The 20,755-nt window shown below is 32.3% G+C and carries 22 protein-coding genes and 5 tRNA genes; 21 read left to right on the top strand and 6 right to left on the bottom strand.

Translation table 11 applies throughout. The annotated features are described in order from the left end of the window. Positions 1–5 precede the first annotated feature (5 nt). From SPD48_RS14105 to SPD48_RS14095, 3 genes are all read left to right on the top strand, one after another. Positions 6–1,322, top strand: a complete 1,317-nt coding sequence (locus SPD48_RS14105; protein ID WP_336258764.1) for a DEAD/DEAH box helicase — start codon at positions 6–8, stop codon at positions 1,320–1,322. Positions 1,323–1,335: 13 nt separating this feature from the next. Beyond that, the gene (locus tag SPD48_RS14100; RefSeq protein ID WP_336258763.1) at positions 1,336–2,226 is read left to right on the top strand and encodes a deoxyribonuclease IV; all 891 of its coding nucleotides are present in this window, start codon (positions 1,336–1,338) and stop codon (positions 2,224–2,226) included. 77 nt (positions 2,227–2,303) lie between these two features. After that, positions 2,304–2,723 (top strand): hypothetical protein, encoded by a 420-nt coding sequence (locus SPD48_RS14095; protein WP_336258762.1) that lies wholly within the window; start codon positions 2,304–2,306, stop codon positions 2,721–2,723. Between the two features lie 66 nt (positions 2,724–2,789). Here SPD48_RS14095 and SPD48_RS14090 read toward each other — a convergent pair whose 3' ends face one another. Continuing rightward, positions 2,790–3,125 (bottom strand): hypothetical protein, encoded by a 336-nt coding sequence (locus SPD48_RS14090; RefSeq protein WP_336258761.1) that lies wholly within the window; start codon positions 3,123–3,125, stop codon positions 2,790–2,792. Positions 3,126–3,168: 43 nt separating this feature from the next. Between SPD48_RS14090 and SPD48_RS14085 the strand changes: the two genes are divergently transcribed. The 10 genes from SPD48_RS14085 to SPD48_RS14040 all read left to right on the top strand — a co-directional run bounded on the left by SPD48_RS14085 (position 3,169) and on the right by SPD48_RS14040 (position 10,719). Further along, a complete protein-coding gene (locus SPD48_RS14085; protein WP_336258760.1) occupies positions 3,169–3,801 on the top strand; it encodes an NfeD family protein in 633 nt (210 codons plus the stop codon). Between the two features lie 126 nt (positions 3,802–3,927). Beyond that, positions 3,928–5,565: a Na/Pi cotransporter family protein gene (locus tag SPD48_RS14080; protein ID WP_336258759.1), complete on the top strand. Its 1,638-nt coding sequence runs from the start codon at positions 3,928–3,930 to the stop codon at positions 5,563–5,565. Positions 5,566–5,871: 306 nt separating this feature from the next. Continuing rightward, positions 5,872–5,946, top strand: a tRNA-Asn gene (locus tag SPD48_RS14075). A 3-nt stretch (positions 5,947–5,949) separates the two neighbouring features. Further along, positions 5,950–6,023, top strand: a tRNA-Met gene (locus SPD48_RS14070). A gap of 7 nt (positions 6,024–6,030) precedes the next feature. Then, positions 6,031–6,104: transfer RNA gene (locus SPD48_RS14065), tRNA-Ile, on the top strand. A gap of 10 nt (positions 6,105–6,114) precedes the next feature. Next, positions 6,115–6,207: transfer RNA gene (locus SPD48_RS14060), tRNA-Ser, on the top strand. 158 nt (positions 6,208–6,365) lie between these two features. Further along, a tRNA-Phe gene (locus SPD48_RS14055) sits at positions 6,366–6,438 on the top strand. 179 nt (positions 6,439–6,617) lie between these two features. Next, on the top strand, positions 6,618–7,229 hold the full coding sequence (gene sodA, locus SPD48_RS14050) for a superoxide dismutase SodA (RefSeq protein WP_336258758.1): 612 nt from the start codon (positions 6,618–6,620) through the stop codon (positions 7,227–7,229). A gap of 101 nt (positions 7,230–7,330) precedes the next feature. Further along, entirely contained in the window at positions 7,331–8,554 is a 1,224-nt protein-coding gene (locus SPD48_RS14045; RefSeq protein ID WP_336258757.1) for an MFS transporter, read from the top strand. A gap of 77 nt (positions 8,555–8,631) precedes the next feature. Further along, positions 8,632–10,719, top strand: a complete 2,088-nt coding sequence (locus tag SPD48_RS14040) for a peptidoglycan D,D-transpeptidase FtsI family protein (protein ID WP_336258756.1) — start codon at positions 8,632–8,634, stop codon at positions 10,717–10,719. A 121-nt stretch (positions 10,720–10,840) separates the two neighbouring features. Here the strand turns inward: SPD48_RS14040 and SPD48_RS14035 are convergent, their stop codons facing one another. Together SPD48_RS14035 and SPD48_RS14030 are read right to left on the bottom strand one after the other, a co-directional pair. Further along, entirely contained in the window at positions 10,841–11,431 is a 591-nt protein-coding gene (locus tag SPD48_RS14035; RefSeq protein ID WP_336258755.1) for a hypothetical protein, read from the bottom strand. Positions 11,432–11,455: 24 nt separating this feature from the next. Further along, on the bottom strand, positions 11,456–11,806 hold the full coding sequence (locus tag SPD48_RS14030) for a hypothetical protein (protein WP_336258754.1): 351 nt from the start codon (positions 11,804–11,806) through the stop codon (positions 11,456–11,458). 169 nt (positions 11,807–11,975) lie between these two features. Between SPD48_RS14030 and rpmG the strand changes: the two genes are divergently transcribed. The 3 genes from rpmG (at position 11,976) to SPD48_RS14015 (ending at position 14,110) form a co-directional block, all read left to right on the top strand. Then, positions 11,976–12,125, top strand: a complete 150-nt coding sequence (gene rpmG, locus SPD48_RS14025) for a 50S ribosomal protein L33 (RefSeq protein WP_336258753.1) — start codon at positions 11,976–11,978, stop codon at positions 12,123–12,125. A gap of 162 nt (positions 12,126–12,287) precedes the next feature. Next, on the top strand, positions 12,288–12,851 hold the full coding sequence (locus tag SPD48_RS14020; protein WP_336258752.1) for a 5-formyltetrahydrofolate cyclo-ligase: 564 nt from the start codon (positions 12,288–12,290) through the stop codon (positions 12,849–12,851). Between the two features lie 68 nt (positions 12,852–12,919). Beyond that, positions 12,920–14,110: a rhomboid family intramembrane serine protease gene (locus SPD48_RS14015; RefSeq protein WP_336258751.1), complete on the top strand. Its 1,191-nt coding sequence runs from the start codon at positions 12,920–12,922 to the stop codon at positions 14,108–14,110. On the opposite strand, the gene SPD48_RS14010 is transcribed toward SPD48_RS14015, so the two are convergent. Continuing rightward, positions 14,102–14,938: a hypothetical protein gene (locus SPD48_RS14010; RefSeq protein ID WP_336258750.1), complete on the bottom strand. Its 837-nt coding sequence runs from the start codon at positions 14,936–14,938 to the stop codon at positions 14,102–14,104. The two genes, SPD48_RS14015 and SPD48_RS14010, sit on opposite strands and share 9 nt — an antisense overlap. 79 nt (positions 14,939–15,017) lie before the next feature. Between SPD48_RS14010 and SPD48_RS14005 the strand changes: the two genes are divergently transcribed. Next, on the top strand, positions 15,018–15,218 hold the full coding sequence (locus tag SPD48_RS14005) for a YqgQ family protein (RefSeq protein ID WP_336258749.1): 201 nt from the start codon (positions 15,018–15,020) through the stop codon (positions 15,216–15,218). A gap of 59 nt (positions 15,219–15,277) precedes the next feature. Then, entirely contained in the window at positions 15,278–17,170 is a 1,893-nt protein-coding gene (locus SPD48_RS14000; protein ID WP_336258748.1) for an LTA synthase family protein, read from the top strand. A gap of 49 nt (positions 17,171–17,219) precedes the next feature. On the opposite strand, the gene SPD48_RS13995 is transcribed toward SPD48_RS14000, so the two are convergent. Beyond that, on the bottom strand, positions 17,220–17,399 hold the full coding sequence (locus tag SPD48_RS13995; protein ID WP_336258747.1) for a DUF2759 family protein: 180 nt from the start codon (positions 17,397–17,399) through the stop codon (positions 17,220–17,222). A 180-nt stretch (positions 17,400–17,579) separates the two neighbouring features. On the opposite strand from SPD48_RS13995, the gene SPD48_RS13990 reads away from it, so the two are divergent. Further along, positions 17,580–18,218, top strand: coding sequence for an MBL fold metallo-hydrolase (locus SPD48_RS13990; protein WP_336258746.1), 639 nt, complete (start codon positions 17,580–17,582; stop codon positions 18,216–18,218). 163 nt (positions 18,219–18,381) lie between these two features. Here SPD48_RS13990 and SPD48_RS13985 read toward each other — a convergent pair whose 3' ends face one another. Then, complete coding sequence (locus SPD48_RS13985) at positions 18,382–18,549, bottom strand: YqzE family protein (RefSeq protein ID WP_336258745.1); 168 nt, start codon at positions 18,547–18,549, stop codon at positions 18,382–18,384. Positions 18,550–18,714: 165 nt separating this feature from the next. Between SPD48_RS13985 and comGA the strand changes: the two genes are divergently transcribed. Together comGA and comGB are read left to right on the top strand one after the other, a co-directional pair. Further along, the gene (comGA, locus tag SPD48_RS13980) at positions 18,715–19,740 is read left to right on the top strand and encodes a competence type IV pilus ATPase ComGA (protein WP_336258744.1); all 1,026 of its coding nucleotides are present in this window, start codon (positions 18,715–18,717) and stop codon (positions 19,738–19,740) included. Further along, positions 19,697–20,755 carry a competence type IV pilus assembly protein ComGB gene (gene comGB, locus SPD48_RS13975; RefSeq protein ID WP_336258743.1) on the top strand — a complete coding sequence of 353 codons (1,059 nt, stop codon included), beginning with the start codon at positions 19,697–19,699 and terminating at the stop codon, positions 20,753–20,755. Before comGA ends, comGB begins: the two co-directional genes overlap by 44 nt.

The raw sequence follows: 20,755 nt of genomic DNA, 5'->3' as shown, positions 1-20,755 counted from the left end.
ATATAATGTCTGAAATTAATTTTAAACAAATAGGTTTAAATAATACAATATTAAATATAGTTGATAAGCTTTACTTTCAAACGCCTACAGAAATTCAGAAAGAGGCAATACCCGCAATATTAAATGGTAAAAGTATTATTGGTCAATCCCAAACTGGTTCAGGAAAAACTCATGCTTATTTATTGCCATTACTTAATAGAATTGATGAATCTTCACAAGAAGTACAAATAGTTATCACGGCACCGACAAGGGAATTATCGATGCAAATATACGAAGAGATTAAAACGATGACTACGTATGCTAATAAAGAGCAAGTATGGATTTCACGATTAATTGTCGGCGGTGTTGATAGACAGCGTATGATAAAGCAACTAGAGAAAAAGCCTCATATTGTAGTTGGGACGCCAGGTCGAATTTTAGATATGATCAATGAGGGAGCTCTTTCTATCTATTCAGCAACTTCGTTTGTCATTGATGAAGCAGATTTGATGCTGGATTTTCGTTTTATTGATACGATAGACGAGCTGCTAGTTCGGAGCAAAAAAGATGTACAACTTTTAGTTTTTTCTGCTACGATTCCACAACAACTTCAGCCATTTTTGAAGAAATATTTAGCTCAACCAATTCATATTAAAATAGAAAATGGGATATCTCCTGAAAAGATGGAACATCGCTTGATCGAGATTAAGCATCAGGATATTGTAAATAAAATAATGGACATATCCGAAGTTATTCAGCCATATGTAGCAATTTTATTTACAAATAGTAAAGAGTCAGCCAATGAGTTAGGGGACAAATTGGTAGAAAAAGGTTTAAATGTAGGTGTCCTACATGGCGGTTTAACAAGTCGTGAAAGAAAAAGAATGGTAAAAGCAATTTTAGATCTTCGCTATCAATACATTGTCGCGACAGATTTAGCATCTAGAGGTATCGATATTAAGGGTGCAAGTCATGTAATTAATGTGGAGTTGCCAAAAGAAGTTGAATTTTATATACATCGTGTTGGTAGAACAGCAAGAGCGGGATTATCGGGTACTGCAATCAGCTTTTTTAAGGAAGAGGATACGTCATTAATTGAACGTTTAGAAAAGAATGGGATTACATTTACTTTTTCTGATGTTAAAAATGGGGAATGGATTGAAACGAATCGTTTTAATAAACGCCAGTTGCGAAAAAATGTTTCAACTAAACTCGATAAAGAAGCATGGAGTCGAGTAAAAAAACCTCAAAAAGTAAAACCAGGCTATAAAAAGAAAATGAAGAAACAACAAGAACGAATAAAGAGTCGATTAAAAAGAGAAGGTCGTAGAAATAGAAAATAACGGGGTGGAAAAAATGGTAAACTTAGGTTCTCATGTATCGATGAGTGGAAAGAAAATGTTGTTAGGGTCTAGTGAAGAGGCTGTTTCTTATGGGGCAAATACATTTATGATTTATACAGGTGCACCACAAAATACGAGACGAAAGCCTATTGAAGAGTTAAATATTGCAGCGGGACTAGCACATATGAAAGAAAATGGTATAAATAACATCATAGTCCACGCACCATATATTATAAATATTGCTAACACAATAAAACCAGCCACTTTTGAATTGGGAGTTACTTTTTTAAAAAATGAAATTGAACGAACAGAGGCTTTAGGAGCACGTCAAATTGTTTTACATCCAGGCGCTCATGTGGGAGCAGGGGTTGATGAGGGTATTAAGAAAATTATTGAGGGTTTAAATGAAGTCATCACAAAGGATCAAAAGGTGCAAATAGCATTAGAAACAATGGCTGGTAAAGGAACGGAAATTGGTAGAAGTTTTGATGAAATTGCTAAAATTATTGATGGAGTAACACATAATGAAAAATTAAGTGTTTGTTTAGATACTTGCCATATTCATGATGCAGGATACCATATTGCCGATGGTTTTGATGATGTTCTTAATGAATTTGATAAAATTATTGGTGTAGACCGTATCAAGGTAGTACATGTGAATGACAGTAAAAATGAACGTGGTGCACAAAAAGATCGCCATGAAAATATCGGATTCGGACATATTGGATACAAAGCATTACATTATGTTATTTTTCATGAAGAATTCAAAGATATTCCAAAAATTTTGGAAACACCGTATGTGGGGTCAGATAAGAAAAATAAAAAGCCACCATATAAATTCGAAATTGAAATGATAAAAAATGGTACGTTTGATGAAAACCTTCTTAATAAAATAATGCAATAATATGTAATAAATAACATAAATGAATTCATAAATACTCCATAAACTATACCTACCTAATCGAAAAGGGGGTTTAGCTATTGGAAAATCAAAATTTAAATGATCCGTCAAAGGACAACCTTCTAAATGATGCTGACCATCCTATTGCCGAAGATATTAATACTAATCGACGATTGGATAATGAGCATATTTTTAAAGAAGAAACGGCAGCAGAAATGTTGGAGGACCCACCTACGCCAATCGGTGAAAATAGAGATGAACGTCGTGATTTTGATCGAGATAATGAAGATCGACATGAGGAAGTACAAAATATGTATGGATGGATCGCGATCGCACTTAGTGCAATTTCATTCTTCATAATACCAATTCTATTTGCGGGCGCAGGAATCATTGTTGGATTTATTGCAAGAAATAGAGAAGCACCTATTTTAGGTAATACTGCTATTGTTATTGGTGTTTTATCAATTCTTGTGCGGCTTTTTATTTTACCTCTTATATAAATGATTAACAATTAGACAAAAAAAGGAATTCGAATTGATTTATGTATTTAATCAATTCGAATTTTTTTAGTTTTGTACAAGGTCCTTGTAAACCGGAAAATAATAATACTCCCCGGGTGTTAATTCTAAGGAATTCACATTCGGATTCAGGTTATTAAAATCATCCAATATATTTTCCATTGTCATATCATTTAAAACTTCTCCATTAATATGTTCAGTTACAGATAAAATAGTATCACCTGTAGTTGTTTTTATTTTTATTGATTTAAATCCATTATCCACATATAAGGGTAAACTTGATGAATTATTTGTTATATTTGTTTCTTTTTTAATATCATTATACAAACTTACAATTAACAGTATAATAAAAGTATACAGACAAATTTTTTTAGTAAGCGACATATACATATCACATCCGGAAATTTATTTATTAGGAGGTACTCATATGGATGCAATTTTTTCTACTGATTGGATTGGTTTTGTTATTGTGGGATTGGGTACATTATTCTTAATAGGAGAAATTCTTGTTAATATGAGAGGATTCTTTGGTATTTTAGGAATAGGTTTTATTGTTTTATATTTCTATATGTTTTTAGTAGACCCATCTGTTTTTATAACTATGCTTATTATTTATTTTGTTAGTTTATTACTAATAATCATCGATGGTAAAATTTTAAATGACGGAACACTTGCAACGTTGGGACTTGCAGGAATGATCTTGTCTGTTACAATAGCAGCTCCTAACTTTTACGCAGGTTTATACGCAGTTATCGGGGTATTATTAGGTGGTGGATTGTCTTTTACTTTCCTTAAAATATTTAAAAGACGAAACATGTGGAGTAAAATTACGCTAAAAGACCGTTTAACAAAAGAAGCTGGTTATTCTTCATTGAATAAGGAATTTGAATCATTAGTAGGAAAAGAAGGCATAACATTAACAGATTTACGCCCTGTTGGTACAATTTTAATTGATGAAAAGGATTATAGTGCAATTTCCAATGCACAATGGATAAAAAAAGGCACAAAAGTCCAAGTTACACAAGTAGATGGGACACGAATTTTAGTGAAGGAAATATAAGAAAGTCAAATGGCCTTATATCGTTTGTAAATTTAATGTTAAATATCCGAAATATACTTTACATCTATTTAATATTTCATAATAATAGGAGTGTAATATTATTATGTGCTCGGAGATGATTAACAATTGACAGAATCAATCGACTTACAATCCATTCTCTTTGAATTTATTGGTGGTTTAGGGATCTTTTTATTAGGAATTAAATTTATGGGAGATGGTCTCCAAAAATTTGCTGGGGACAGGCTACGTGATATTTTAGACCGGTTTACAAGTAATCCATTTCTAGGTGTACTTGCTGGAATACTTGTTACAGTGCTTATCCAGAGTAGTTCTGGGACAACGGTATTAACTGTTGCATTAGTTAATGCTGGATTCATGACATTTCGACAAGCAATTGGTGTCATTATGGGAGCTAATATCGGTACTACTATTACAGCTTTCATAATTGGTTTAGATATTGGAGAATATGCGTTACCAATTATTGCAGTTGGTTGTTTTATGTTATTTTTCTTTAAAAGTCAAAAAATAAATGTGATTGGACAAGCTATTTTTGGATTTGGTGCATTATTTTTTGGTTTAGGGTTAATGAGTAACGGGATGAAACCATTACGATCTTTAGAAGCTTTTCACGATTTAACTGTTAATATGAGTGATAATCCGATATTAGGAGTAGTAATTGGTACAGTTTTTACACTAATTGTGCAAAGTTCTAGTGCGACAGTCGGTATTTTGCAAGGATTATTTTCCGAGGGTGCAATCACATTACATGCTGCAATACCTGTACTGTTTGGTGACAATATTGGTACAACAATAACAGCAATATTAGCATCTATCGGTACTTCTGTTGCAGCAAGAAGAGCTGCTTTTACCCATGTCACATTCAATGTTATCGGAACAGTTATATTTATGATTATATTAGGATTTTTTGTAAGTTTTGTAATGTTCTTACAAAGTACATTTAATCTTAACCCAGAAATGACGATAGCCTTTGCTCACGGAAGTTTTAATATAGCTAATACGATTATCCAATTCCCTTTTATTGGTGCTTTAGCGTGGATCGTTACAAGGATAATACCAGGGGAAGATGTGACAATAGAATACAAACCTCAGCACTTAGACCCAATCTTTATCGAACAATCTCCCACTGTAGCGCTCGATCAAGCTAAATCTGAGATTATTCGTATGGGGGAATACAGTGTAAAAGGTTTAGAAGAAACAAGCCTATATGTTATGACCCAACAAGAAAAACATTCAGAGATGGCAATGCAAATAGAAGGAGCATTGAATAATCTGGATAGAGAAATAACGAATTATTTAGTTAGCATTTCAAGCAAAACATTATCAGAAGCAGACAGTTCTAAACATACTGCGTTAATGGATAGCGTTCGTGACATAGAACGAATAGGAGATCATTTTGAGAACATTATAGAATTAATGGAATATAAAATTTCGAATAAGATAAATTTAACAGAACATGCACATGAAGATCTTCATGAAATGTTTGATTTAACTATTTCCACTGTAAATCAGGCTGTAAAATCTCTTGAATCATTGGACAGAGAAGAAGCATTAGCTGTCATTCAAAAAGAGGATCAAATAGATAAGATGGAAAGAAGTTTCCGAAAAAAGCATATTATTCGTATGAATGAAGCTCTTTGTACAGGATCGGCTGGAATTGTATTTGTCGATATTATAAGTAATTTAGAAAGAATAGGGGATCATGCAGTAAATATTGCTGAAGAAGTACTTAATGGAAACCAATAATTCCTCTAAAAATAAATATTTTTAAAAAAGGATTGACAAGATATAAATTCCATGGTAAATTATATCTTGTCGTCTCTTTTAGGGATAAATTATTTACTTAATAAATTCATTTTATTTTATATACATATTTCATTGGACAAACTGATCTCAAATCTATTATAATATCCAAGGGAAGCAAAAGTGAAAGTAAAATGAATGAGATTTTTTACATAGCACTATCTTAAAGTAAGCTGACTTCATATAATAGTATGAGGACAGCGGAACAAATAAACATAGTTAAGAAATAAACTTTTCTACAATTCTTATTCCACAGTAGCTCAGTGGTAGAGCAATCGGCTGTTAACCGATCGGTCGTAGGTTCGAACCCTACCTGTGGAGCCATATGGCGGCGTAGCTCAGCTGGCGAGAGCGTACGGTTCATACCCGTGAGGTCGTGGGTTCGATCCCCTCCGCCGCTACTTATAAGGACCCTTAGCTCAGTTGGTTAGAGCTATCGGCTCATAACCGATCGGTCGCAGGTTCGAGTCCTGCAGGGTCCATTTTAAACTCGGAGGAATACCCAAGTCTGGCTGAAGGGATCGGTCTTGAAAACCGACAGGGGTGTCAAAGCCCGCGGGGGTTCGAATCCCTCTTCCTCCTCCATATACATGAAATACATATTTCTAGGCTCGATAGCTCAGTCGGTAGAGCAATGTGTATTTTTATAAAAAATACACCATCTGCGCCGAGGACCCACTGGACCGTAGGCGACTAATCCGAATAGTAAACGAATAACTGAATTACAATACTACTATTATCATGGCTCGATAGCTCAGTCGGTAGAGCAAAGGACTGAAAATCCTTGTGTCGGCGGTTCGATTCCGTCTCGAGCCATATAAACAAGCGAAAAGCTTGTTTTTTTATTTGTGTATCATTTGGAATACAGTATCCTATTTATGCTTCATCATTTTTTACCTTTGTTAATTAATAAAAAGTGCTAAAGATTTGCACCTTTATTAAAGCTTTGATAACCTTTACATGTAGGGATTATAAAATTAAGGAGAGGATAACATATGTCAAAGTTTGAGTTACCTGAATTACCATACGATTACGATGCTTTAGAGCCAACAATCGATAAAGAGACAATGAATATTCATCACACGAAGCATCACAATACTTATGTAACAAACTTAAATGCAGCTCTAGAAGGACATAGCGACTTGCAGAGTAAGTCGATTGAAGACTTAGTAAGTGATTTAAATGCAGTTCCAGAAGATATTCGTACAGCAGTACGTAATAATGGTGGAGGACACGCAAACCACAGCCTATTCTGGAAAGTCCTTTCTCCAAATGGTGGCGGTGAGCCAACAGGTGAATTAGCTGATAAAATTAATGAAAAGTTTGGTAGCTTTGATAGTTTTAAAGAGGAATTTGCAAAAGCTGCAGCAACACGCTTTGGCTCTGGTTGGGCTTGGCTAGCTGTTAATAACGGTGAGTTAGAAATAACTAGCACACCAAATCAAGATAGTCCTTTAATGGAAGGTAAAACGCCAATTTTAGGCCTTGATGTATGGGAGCACGCTTATTACTTAAATTATCAAAACAGACGTCCAGACTACGCAAAAGCGTTTTGGGATATAGTTAATTGGGATGAAGTAACTAAAAATTATAATGAAGCAAAATAACAAAAGGCACAGGATAAATTCCTGTGCTTTTTGTTTTATTTTTTTACATATCTCACACTTTAGTTGCTCACACTATACTTACTAAAGGAGCGCTTAGAGATATGTGGAAGTTTACATCGCATTTTTTTGATCAAGATAAGACGAATAGGGATTTAATTTTACTTTTAATCATTGGTGGCCTTTATTCTTTGGGGATATTTTTATCCAATACATTTGTTAATGTGTTTTTATGGAGACAAACGAATGACTTTTTAACGATTGCAAATTATAATTTAGCAATTTTTATTTTTCAACCGCTAACTTTTATTCTTGCGGGAAAATTAGCTAAAAAAATTGATCGGATAATTGTATTAAGGTTAGGAGTTATTTTTTTGTCTGTATTTTTTCTCACTGTATTAATAATTGGAGATAAAGCAGCAAAATATAATTTCTTACTAGGGTGCTTATTAGGGATCGGTTATGGTTTTTACTGGCTAGCTTTTAATGTATTGACGTTTGAAATAACTGAACCGGAAACCCGGGATTTTTTTAATGGATTTATGGGAGGCCTAGAGTCACTTGGAGGAATGATTGGACCAGTACTCGCAGGATTTATTATTGATAAATTAGCAACTGATATAGGGTATACAACTGTATTCTCGATTTCATTTTCTTTGTTTATTCTCGCTGTAATCTGTAGCTTTTTTTTGCATAGAAGGAAAGCAGATGGTAAATATGGATTAATTACGGTAATGAAAGAAATGAAAAGAAATAAAAATTGGCAAAATGTTATAAAAGCTAATGTCTTTCAAGGAATGAGAGAAGGAATATTTGTTTTTGTCGTAACAATTTGGGTATTCCTCATTACTAAAAGTGAATTTGCACTTGGGATGTTTAATTTGTTTCTTAGTGGATTTTCTTTTGTCTTTTATTTATTAGTAACAAAGATAGTAAAACCGACATTACGTAAAAGAGCTATTCTTTTTGGAAGTATGATTATTAGTTTGTCTGTCTTTATTATTTTATTTGATCTGTCTTATACTCGCTTAATCCTTTATGCTATTATTATCGGTATAGGTTATCCGATTATAAACGTTCCATTTAATTCGATGAGCTATGACGTAATCGGTACAAGTGAATTTGCAAAAAAACTTCGGATTGAATATGTTGTAACGCTAGAAATATTTGTGAATGCAGGAAGAATTATATCCGTTCTAATTTTCATATTGTCGATTATGTATTTTAAAGACACAAAGCCAATTCCTGTATTACTTGGTTTGTTTAGTCATGCATATTTATTTATTTATCTTTTTATGAGACAAGTGAATTTATCTTATGAAAAATAACCCCATATTAATTAAAATTCCTCTAATATAATGATATAATTAATTAGATAAAATTGTTTATAAAGGGGAATACGAATATGGTTCAGAAAAAGAAAAAAACGTCACGGATTCCCTTGCGTTTAAATCTTATATTTTTTGCAGTATTTATTTTATTTTCTATACTAGTAGTCCAATTGGGAATCGTACAAATTTTGCAAGGGGAAAGTTTTCAGGAAGAAATTGATCGGACAATACAGGATACTTCAAGATCACCTGTTCCAAGAGGGAAAATTTATGATCGGAATGGGGAATTAATCGTTGATAATAAGCCACTTTACTCCATTACATATACACCACCAAAGCGTGTACAAGCTAATAATAAATTAGAGTTGGCTGAAGAATTAATTGATTTTCTTACCATTAATGAAGAAGGACTAAAAAAAATAACCGAGAGAAATAAAAAAGAATATTGGTATTTGAAAAATACCGAAGAAGCATTGGAAAGATTATCTGAAAAAGAGAAGAAAGAGCTAGATGATATTGAACAATATGATCTTATGTTAGAAAGGATCACTGATGAAGATATCGCTAATTTTTCGGATGAGGAACTACAAGCCATAGCAATTAAGCGAGAACTTGATAAAGCATATGCTCTCACTCCAGAAGTGATAAAAAATAAAGATATATCTGTCCAAGAGTATGCTCAAATTGCTGAACATTTAAGTGAGCTTCCAGGTATTAATGCGACAACAGATTGGGAAAGAAAGTATTTATACAAAGATACATTAAAATCTATCATTGGTTCAATTACTTCCCAGGAGCAAGGAATTCCTGCCGAAAAAGAAGAGTATTACTTGACGAGAGGATATAATCGAAATGATCGAGTCGGTAAAAGCGGATTAGAGGAACAATATGAAGATATACTTCGTGGCAGAAAAGAACAGGTCCAATACACTACAACAAAAAATGGAGAAGTTATTGGCTCGGATATTGTTGTACCGGGTGTACGAGGAAAAGATCTTGTTTTAACAATTGATATGGAATATCAGGAGCTTGTAGATGAAATAGTTTTAAAAGAATTAAAAGCAGCAAAAAGTCGAGGAAATTATTGGTTAGAAGATGCACTTGCTATCGTAATGAATCCTAAAACAGGTGAAATTCTTGCTTTGAGCGGACAACATTATAATCGGGAGACAGGTGAATATGAAAATACACCACATAAAGTGTTGTATGATGCACATCGACCAGGTTCATCTGTTAAAGGAGCAACCGTATTGGCTGGATTGCAGTCAGGTGTGATTTCACCTGGAGATACTTTTAATGATCGCCCGATACAAATTGCCGGTACTCCACCAAAAAAATCATACAAATCACTTGGTCCTGTAAACGATATGACTGCTTTAAAGTATTCTTCTAACGTTTATATGTTCTATATTGGGTTGCGAATGGGTGGAGAGTATAGAAACCCGTTTCCAAATGGTTCGTCGGCAACGTTTAATATTGAAGGTGTTCAAACAATGCGTAATTATTTTAATCAATTTGGTTTAGGGGTCAGTACAGGAATCGATTTTCCTTTTGAGTCAACTGGATTTGTTGGTCCGGCTGATCGACCAGGTAATTTGATGGACCTTGGGATTGGACAATATGATACGTATACAGTATTGCAACTTGGACAATATGTTTCGACCATTGCAAATAATGGTTACCGTGTACAACCTCATCTTGTAAAGGAAATAAGACATCCTTCTAGTAACGATGAATTAGGACCAATTGATACGGTGATTCATCCAAATGTGTTAAATGAAGTAGATATAAACCCCAATTATATTAAACGTGTTCAAGACGGTTTTTGGAAAGTGTTTAATGAACAAGGTGGTACAGGTTACACAAACTGGGCAGGAAGAAGTTATCGTCCCGTAGGAAAAACGGGTACTGCTGAGAATGAAGTGTATCAACCAGATGCTAATGGAGAGATAAAGAAAGTAGCTGATGTGGAAAATTTATCTTTAGTCGGTTATGCCCCTTATGATGATCCAGAAGTTGCTTTTGCCGTTATTGTACCTCAATTAGGTAAAAATAATGGACATCATGTTAACCATAAAATTGGCCGCGGACTTTTGGATACGTATTTTGAGTTAAAAGAGAAACGTGATAAAAATAACGCAGATGACACGGAAGAAGAATGATTGATTTAAACGTCTTAATTTGGTCGTTAACCACTTAAGGCGTTTTATTGCACTTTGAACAGTTACATTAGAGCATAATAAAACAGCCTAGCAAATTGCTAGACTGTTTTATTTTATAGGATTAATCTCCAGGATAAGTAGTGACTGTTTCAGCTAATTCTTTAAAACTCATATCACTATTTACTTCAAAAGTTCCAAGTTGGATATAAGGACTATAGTCATTATCTTCAAGGTATTTAGCGAATTTTTTGGAATCTTTAATTATTTTCTTTTCAACTAAAATATCTGCAATATCTTGAGAAACAACTCCGGACTTTGTAGTAAATTTAGCTTTTATTACTTTTTCCTTATCATCTTCAGCTTCTTCTTTTTCAGCTTTTTTTGTATCTTTTTTATCTTTATCAGCCTTTTCTTGCTTTTCCTTTTCCTTATCCTTATCCTTTTCATCTTTGTCTTCAGCTTTATCTTTTTGTTTATTATCGTCTTCTTTAGATGCTTGTTCCTGTTTTTCCTGCTCTACAAAGAAAGAGTAAGAAATAAATTCATCATCTGTAATGACGCGATAGCCATCTTCTTCTACTTTTGTAATCAATTCATCAACTGGTACATTTTCAATTGATTCTTTTGAACTATTATCAAAAAAATTAAAACCGAGCATGATTATTGCTGAGCTTAATAATCCAATTGAAAAAAATCGTATTGGTTGTTTCATCGTATTCATTAATCTCCTTACATACTATATATTATGATTCAGGATTGTTTGAACATCGTGACTGGATAAATCAGTTTGACTTGAAATATCTTCAGTTGAATAACCCTGCTGATGCAAATGATACACCTTTTGTATTAAAAGGGGTTTATCTTGTACTGATTTTGGGATCTGAGTATCATGTTGAAAGCTGTTCTCTGTTAACAGTTCTTCTTCAAGGACTTTAAGTTTTTTCTTAATTTGATATGTATCTTGCATGGTAACAATTGAAATTTGTTCTATTTGATCTTCTAAATTTTTGAACTTGTCCGACATGAAGAAAGAACTAATGAACAGAATAAGAGCAATTACAATTATAGATACTAATAAATAAACCATATTTCTACCTCCTCCACAATCTATTTTAACATTATACTATGAATCTTTCTATTTTTGCTAAGAAAAAAATTAAAGTTAATACTTATTGCGTGATTCACATGTATCTGTTATCATTATTAAGGGTAAAATAAAATAGAAATTCTGATTTAAGTGATTTGGAGGGATAGAGATGCGTGTAAATATTACACTTGCTTGTACGGAAACAGGAGATAGAAATTATATCACTACAAAAAATAACCGTAATAATACAGAACGTATTGAATTAATGAAATACTGCCCACGTCTAAGAAAACATACGTTACATCGTGAAACAAAATAAGTAATAGATTATAAAACTCTTTCCAAACAATTGGATAGGAGTTTTTTATTTTTTTAAAAGAAACAAGCTTGTATAGTAAAAAAAATTCCTTTACGAATCATTTTAATCACTTATGAAGAAAAGAATCAAGTAATACGTTACAATAACGTTGGGGTGTAATCATTGAAAAAGTCAGAACTGAGAAATGAAATGATACAAAAATTAAAAAATATAGATGTTTTCGAAAAGCAACAGATTGAGGAAAGACTTTATTATCAATTATTTAATTCAAGTTTATGGAAAAATTCACAAGTAATCGGAATAACATGGTCTTCTGATTTGGAGTGGAATACAAAGCCCATTATTGATCTTGGTTGGATGGAGCATAAGGAAATTTGTATTCCGAAATGTAAGCCAATTACAAAGGAAATGGATTTTTATCTGATAAATAGGGAAGAAGATGTTCTAAGAGGTTTTGGTAATTTAATGGAACCAGATGATAAAATAACAAAAAGAATATCTAAGAGCCAGATTGAATTATTAATCGTTCCAGGGATTGTGTTTAATAATGATGGATATCGAATTGGATTTGGTGGTGGCTTTTATGATCGTTTTTTAAAAAATTACCACCATAAAACAGTATCTCTATTAAGTAAACATCAACTTTTGAAAAACGTTGATTTTAATGAAGAACATGATATCCCAGTTCAATATATGATTACAGAAGACAAGTGTATAAAGTTGTAAAAAAACTCTTCATTAAGCATAACTACTTATTATGAATGATAAAATGGTAGGAGAGAAGGAGGTGGAGTATGTTTATTACAGAGCAGTATTATATGTATCAATTGGCTGATGATCTTATTAAAAATGATCAATATGAAATGTTACATTTAAATCCGACAACTGATGAAGTATGGCTAGAGAAATATGAAAAAAATGTATCTAAAGTAATTCGACTTATTCATAAAGGATTTGATTGGAAAAATCATTTAAAGTCAGATGTTACTTCCGTTTTTCAACGTGTTCAGACGATGAAACAGTTTTTAATCGGCAAAAATATTGAAATTTATAACGTTTATGTCGCTTCTCATGAACCAGTAGACGATTGGGAAATATTAAAAAAACCAATGCAATTAAAGGCAAAGAAACCTTTAAAAATGAAACTGTTTTATCTCACTGAAGAAAATTATAGCCGTGAGAGAGCAAGACTATTAGAGCAAGTAAATTCAACTGCAATGGAAGAACAGAGCCTCCTTCCGGAATTTGAACAAGAGAATGCGGTTGCCATTTATAAAATGAAGTTAAGTAAACTATTACGAGAGAAAAACAATGAAATGGAAAAGGTTTTTACATATGGAAAGCCAATTTTCACATATGTATTCATTGTACTTAACTTATTTATGTTCTTAATGTTAGAAATAAATGGTGGAAGTACAAATATAGAAAATTTGATTCAAAGTGGGGCAAAATATAATCCGGCTATTATACATGGGGAGTGGTGGCGTATCGTAACGTCCATGTTTCTACATATAGGCCCATTCCATCTTTTCATGAATATCATTGCCCTTTATTACTTAGGAATGACGGTTGAACGAATATTTGGTTCAGTTCGATTTATTATTATCTATTTTTTAGCCGGAGTTGGTGGAGGGCTTGCTAGTTTTGCATTTAATTCCCATGTTTCAGCTGGCGCTTCTGGTGCATTATTTGGTCTATTTGGTGCTTTATTATTTTTCGGCTTTATCTATAAAAAACTTTTTCTACAAACGATGGGAAAGAGTTTAATTGTTATATTAGTGATTAATTTGGCAATTGGCATCGCACTACCTCAAATTGACATGGGTGCTCATATTGGCGGATTAATTATGGGATTTATCACATCAGCTATAACTTATGTACCTGCTAAACAAAATCGTTTTATTCAGCTTTCTGCCTTTATTATTTATATTACATTTACAGTTCTTTTAATTAGTATTGGTTTCCGGCTGAATTCCTTAATCTAAACGTTGGATTAATTTTTGCTTTTGGTTGTTTAATTCATAGATGACTAACAAATGGCTATTATCTTTAGCAATCATGATTAGTGGTACATAATGGCTATTTTGTTCGTTTTCTTTCTCTTTAAGTAAAACAATATAGTTTTTATATAAACCTTCCCAAAGTTGACCGATAATTTTTTCGGTCTCTTTTTTGGATCTATTCGGTAGAGTTGCTTCTTCATATTCAATTAATTTAGTTAAAGGAAAACTATCATACTCATCTTCTTGGATGTTGAAATGGTTAATTAACATATTCCAGTGATAAAACAATTGTTGTTCTGTCATTTCATTCAGTTTTATTTTCCAATTCTTTTCAAGCGTATTACTTGGTTTACGAAAAGCGTGAATTTTTCCATCATCTTTGATAAAATAAAGATGATCACTTGTCATTTTTTGGATACTTGAAATTTGTTCATCTGGATAATGAATTTCTCCATGATGAAATGAAATTGCTTGTAATAAGCTGCTGTTTTGTTGTTTGAATCGCTTTTGCAGTTCCAAGTGATCCAAATGTTGTTTCCACATACTCTGAATACCTTTAAATTTTCCATTTTCAAATAATAATGATACATCTTGTCTTAAATAAGCAATTTCACTGCTTGTAGAACTTATAGACCATTCAATTTCTGCATCATTTGATATAATAGTAATATCTGTTACAGAATCATCGAAAAATACTTGCTCATCAATTGGAAAATATTGCATCGTAGCAATCGATAGTTTACTTTTAAATATGTAAAATAGACTAAAAAAAGAGATAATAAAAACAACAATAACTACATACTTATGCATGTCCAACATCCTCTATTTTGTGGTTTTGTACATTATATGATTTAGAAAATAGTTTATTCGATATAGAGTTGGTGAAAGAATGAAAACAGTATATGATGTACGCACAATCCTTAAAAGGTTTGGTATCTTCATTTATACAGGTAATCGTATAGCCGATCTTGAGTTGATGCAGACAGAAATACGAGATTTGTACAACGCTCATATAATTGATATAAAAATGTATCAGCAAGCGATACTTGTTTTAAAGAGCGAAATCTCAGAAGAAAATAATAAGGTTTAATTTTATAAAGAATAGGGAATAGAAAAAAATGATTATTTATAATTTTAGGAGGATTTTTCATGGAAACTAGGCGGATAAATATACCGCTTTTTCTCCTTGCGGGTTTCATATTTGGTGTAAAGACGTATATTGTTTATCGTTTTATCTTCCAAATTGAAATAGATAATTTTATGCAAGAATTGATCATTTTACTCAATCCATTTATTACGTCCATTGTTTTCTTCGGAATTAGTATATGGATACAGAACCCTCTCAAGCAAAACGCTTTTATTAGATACAGCGCGTTAATCGGAACAATTATTATCTACTTTAATTTATTATTTTATCGCTCATTTACAGATTTCATAACGATCCCTCAATTGTTCCAAACGAGTAATTTATCTGATCTTTCAACGAGTATCATCTCATTAATCAAAATTTATGATATTTTATTATTTGTGGATGTACTAATCATCTGGTATCTATGCAAAAAGTTAAAAGATTCAGGAATCAAAGTATATACGAAACGAAACAAAATTTTAGCATTAGTAATCTTTTTATTAATGCTGTCTGGTAATTTCCTATTAGCAGAGATGGAAAGGCCACAACTATTATCACGTGGATTTGACCGCGAGTATTTAGTAAAAAACATAGGTATATTTTATTTTCATGTTTACGATATAGTTGTCCAATCTAAAATGCGTTCACAGCGAGTCTTAGCGGACGATAATGATTTAATAACGATTAAAAAATATTTAAAAGATGAGGTTCGCAGTGATCAGAGATCTAATCTATATGGAATAGGAAAAGAAAAAAATATTATTTTCATTTCAGCTGAATCCGTTCAATCATTTGTCATAAATAATGAATTAAATGGTGAAGAAATTACACCTTTCTTAAATAGCTTGGTCCACGATAAAGATACTTTTTATTTTGAAAATTTTTATCATCAAACCGCTCAAGGAAAAACATCTGACTCTGAATTTTTAACGGAAAATTCATTATATCCGTTACCCGGTGGAGCAGTTTTTTTTACACATGCACAGAATGAGTATCATGCAATGCCCGAAATATTAAAAGAGAATAATTATGAATCAGTTGTTTTTCACGCGAATACAAATAGTTTTTGGAATCGAAATCAAATGTACAATAGTTTAAATATTGATCAATTTTACGATAAAGATTTCTATGATGTGTCTGAAGATAATGAAATAGGCTGGGGTTTGAAGGATAAAGAATTTTTTATACAAACGCTCCCTTATTTGCGTGACTTGGATCAACCATTTTATGCTAAGTTAATAACGATAACAAATCATTTTCCCTTTGAACTGGATGAAGGAGATCGTACAATCGAACCATATGATTCTAATTCCAATACATTAAATAATTATTTTCCCACAGTACGATATATGGATGAAGCTATTGAACAATTTTTTATACAGTTAAAAGCAGCAGGGTTGTACGAAGATTCTATCATTATTATTATGGGAGATCACGATGGAATAAGTGCTAATCATAATAAAGCGATGGCAGAGTTTTTAGATAAAGAAGAAATTACTCCTTATGACTATTTACAATTACAGCGCGTACCTTTTTTTATTCACATACCGGGATATGGCGAAGGGGAAGTAATGTCGAAAATTAGTGGGCAAATTGATATAAAGCCAACCGTTCTTCATTTGCTTGGAATTGACACTGAACATGATATCTATTTTGGAAATGATTTATTTCACGATGATCGTAAAGGATTTATTGTTCAGCGAAACGGTAACTTTATTAGTGAAGAATATCTTTATACAAATAATACTTGTTATGATCGTGAATCAGGTGATGTCATTGGAGTTGACAGTGAGGGAAAAGAGGATGGAACGCCTTGCACCCCTTTCAAAGCGGCAGTTCAGCAAGAACTAGAATATTCGGATCAGATTATTTATGGTGATTTATTTCGGTTTATTGATTTTGAAGCAAAATAAATTTATTCATATAAAAAAGCTTGTAGAAAAAGTTTTCTACAAGCTTTTCTTATTGACAAATTGAAGCGTTTGTTAAACTGCATACGATTGTCATAACAGAGAAAAATCCGAAGCTTAAAGCTGCTGCAGCCGAAAAAGCCAATGCGAAGTAGTTTTTAATTTTAATTTGTTTAAGAAAAGATACAACAGAAAGTAAAGCAACAATTAGTAAAATAATTGCTAAAATCATTTTAATTACATCCTCCTTATGTACATGGTAAAATGAAAAAAGATTGCTATTTAATGATTATGTAATAAATGAAATTACCTCATAGCTATACTATATTTTATAGCATCTATATTCATTTGTCGAGTTATATTCCTTTTTGGACATTTGAATTACCTATCATTATTAACTGGAGGGTATCCAATGCATGTAGAAACCTTTTCATTAGGTCCTTTAGGTACAAATTGTTATATCATAAGCAAGGACCATCAATGTCTTATTATTGATCCCGGTGGCGATCCGCATATAATAGAGGACTATCTTATGGAAAATAAACTTACACCACAAGCTATTTTACTAACCCATGCTCATTTTGATCATATAGGTGCGGTGGATGAGATTAGGAACAAATACAAATTGAACGTATATTTACACAATAAAGAAAAAGATTGGTTAGAAGATGCCACATTAAATCGGTCCATATTATTTCTAGGAAGTGACGGATTTGTGACAAGTCCACCTGATAAAATTATTCAGACTGGAGAGCTTAAAATTGGAGAATTCGTTTGTGAAATAGTTCATACTCCAGGACATTCTCCAGGCAGTGTTTCGTTTATATTTAGAGATCATGATTTTGTTGTGAGTGGAGATGTATTATTTAATCGTGGTATTGGTCGCACAGATTTACCGGAAGGAAGTATCGAACAGTTAGCAAACAGCATCGTTACTCATTTATACACGCTTCCTGACCATTTTACAGTTTATCCAGGACACGGGCCTGCTACACAAATAGGGGATGAGAAAAAAGCGAACCCGTTTACTTTACAATTTTACAGACCTTAACGAGCCTAGATGAACAGCAGCTCTTAGATACAACCCATTATAGAAATCCGAACGAATAATATGTTAAACTTGAACATTTTATTCGTTTGGATTTTTCATTTAAAATATTTGATAAGGTAAACATCATGGAAATTCACTTGAAATTTATACTAATTTCCGTTCATTATTTTTTAAGTAGTAATTTAAGAGTGAAAGGGAAAATACCAAACCACTTATTACTAACTGATAAAGTAGAATTATTTTGTTTTTGTACTTTTCGTTCCTGTTTGGTTTTATTCATATGAGAAACAATCTGTTCAGTTATAAATTTTACATAGTCATTGTGAGACATACAGTTCATTCCTTTAATAATTTATTCATTATTATTTGTTAGTGAAAGTTATTTTATACCCATTAATAAATTTAATTGTAATAAAGCTTGTAAAAAAAGCAGGAATGATATAAGATGATGTCGAAGAATATATTAGAGTGTTGCTTTTAGTAGGGAGGTGATGATTTGACAAATCCTGCAGCAACATTTATAAAAAACCTTCTGGATGATGCTTGCTCCAAAAATGCCTCTGACATTCATTTCTATCCATTTTCTGACCAAGATAAAACAAACATCTATTTTCGATTACTGGGAAAACGAGAGTTCTTACGATCCATCAATAAATCAGTTTATCAAATGATTTTAACCTATCTAAAATTCACTTCAGGTATGGATATTGGAGAAAATCGCATACCACAAAACGGTACACATCTTCACATAAATAAAGATAAACAATCCTTTTATTTACGACTTTCAACCCTTCCTTTAGCGAATGCAGAAAGTATTACTATTCGCATCCTTCCGCAGCAAGAAAACTTCACGCTTGAACAACTATTTCTTTTTCCTTTTCAATTTCAAAACATAATAAAATGGTTAGATCGTCCATCAGGAATTATTTTATTCACAGGTCCTACCGGGTGTGGAAAAACAACAACGATGTATGCATTGCTGGAATATATGTTGCAAGAAAAATCTTTCCAAGCGATTACATTAGAAGATCCGGTTGAAAAGAAATTAGATGATATTTTACAAGTGGAAGTTAATGAATCGGCCGGAATTAACTATCAGACAGGATTAAAAGCAGCTTTACGTCATGATCCAGATATTTTGATGATTGGTGAAATTCGTGATCAAGAAACAGCTGAATTTGCATTTCAAGCATCTTTAACTGGTCATTTAGTATTAAGTACTTTACATGCTAAAGATGCAGTAGGAACAATTGAGCGTTTACTGGATCTTGGTGTGAATCGCGTAGAATTACAACAATCTTTAATTGCGATCGCTGCGATTAAACTAATCCCGATTGAGAGGTTGGGGAAAATATACCGTCGTGCCGCAATTATGGAATTACTAGACGGAGAGATTCTCACAAATATAATTAAAAACGATATTCATGCCAAAAGTGATTTTCAAACATTTAAATATTTGAGAGAGAAGGCATATTTATATGGTTTCATATCTGAAAAAACGTTTAAGAATTACGAATATTAGGCCAGATGTTAAGGAACAGATACAACTTCGATTTTTACAACGTCTTCATCGCTTATTAAAAAGCGGTTATTCTCTTTTAGCTGCTTTAGAAGTTATGCAATGGGACCAGGAACTTAAACAGTCAGCTGAAAAAGTAGAAAATGCGTTAAAAAAGGGAAACCCAATTGATGAAGCATTTGATGAGGCTTCCTTTCATCGAACTATAGTAGCATATTTATATTTTGTACGAATAAACGGGAATTTGTTAGCTAGTCTTGAAAAATGTTTAATCATGTTTGATAACAGAATAACGTACAGAAAAAAATTTGTTCAAGTTATTCGTTATCCAATTGTGTTAAGTTTTACATTTATTATCTTACTTGTTTTTCTAAAATATTCCGTATTACCTTCCTTTTTAGAACTGTTTACCACAAATACCGAATCCTCTAATGCAGTTCTTTATTCCATTATTACAATTGATTTAGTTAGCACATTATTTATTATCTTGTCATTGATTTTTTTCGTTGGATTAGGGGTCTGGACATCTGTAAAAGAGAAAATTTCTGTTCAAACTCAAATTTCTATCTTCAAAAGAATACCAATATTAAAAAGTTTTACTAAGATGCAAACATCCTATTACTTCTCTACCCATTTGAGTATGTTTTTAAAGGCAGGATTAACCCTCAAAGACACACTAACAAATATGAGTGATCAAGATAAATTACCAATTGTTTCGTATTACAGTTCATTGATGATAGACCAGTTTTCAAATGGTCTGTATATTGATCATTTACTAAAGGAATTACCTTTTATAGACAAAACGTTAGCAAATTTATTTCAAAAAAATATGAATGCTTCCACTTTAGCGAATGATTTAGCTATTTATGCTGACTTTTTAGCGGAGGATATGGAACAAAAGGTAATGCGATTCATAACACTTATACAGCCACTGTTCTTCGTATTACTAGCTTGTTTTATTATTTTAGTATACATGACATTAATGTTACCGATGTTTCAATTAATACAAACAGTTTAG

The organism is Pseudogracilibacillus sp. SE30717A (assembly GCF_037071985.1).
Lineage (GTDB): Bacteria > Bacillota > Bacilli > Bacillales > Amphibacillaceae > Pseudogracilibacillus.
Note: the sequence above shows the minus strand (reverse complement) of the source record. Positions and strands in the feature narration are given on the sequence as shown.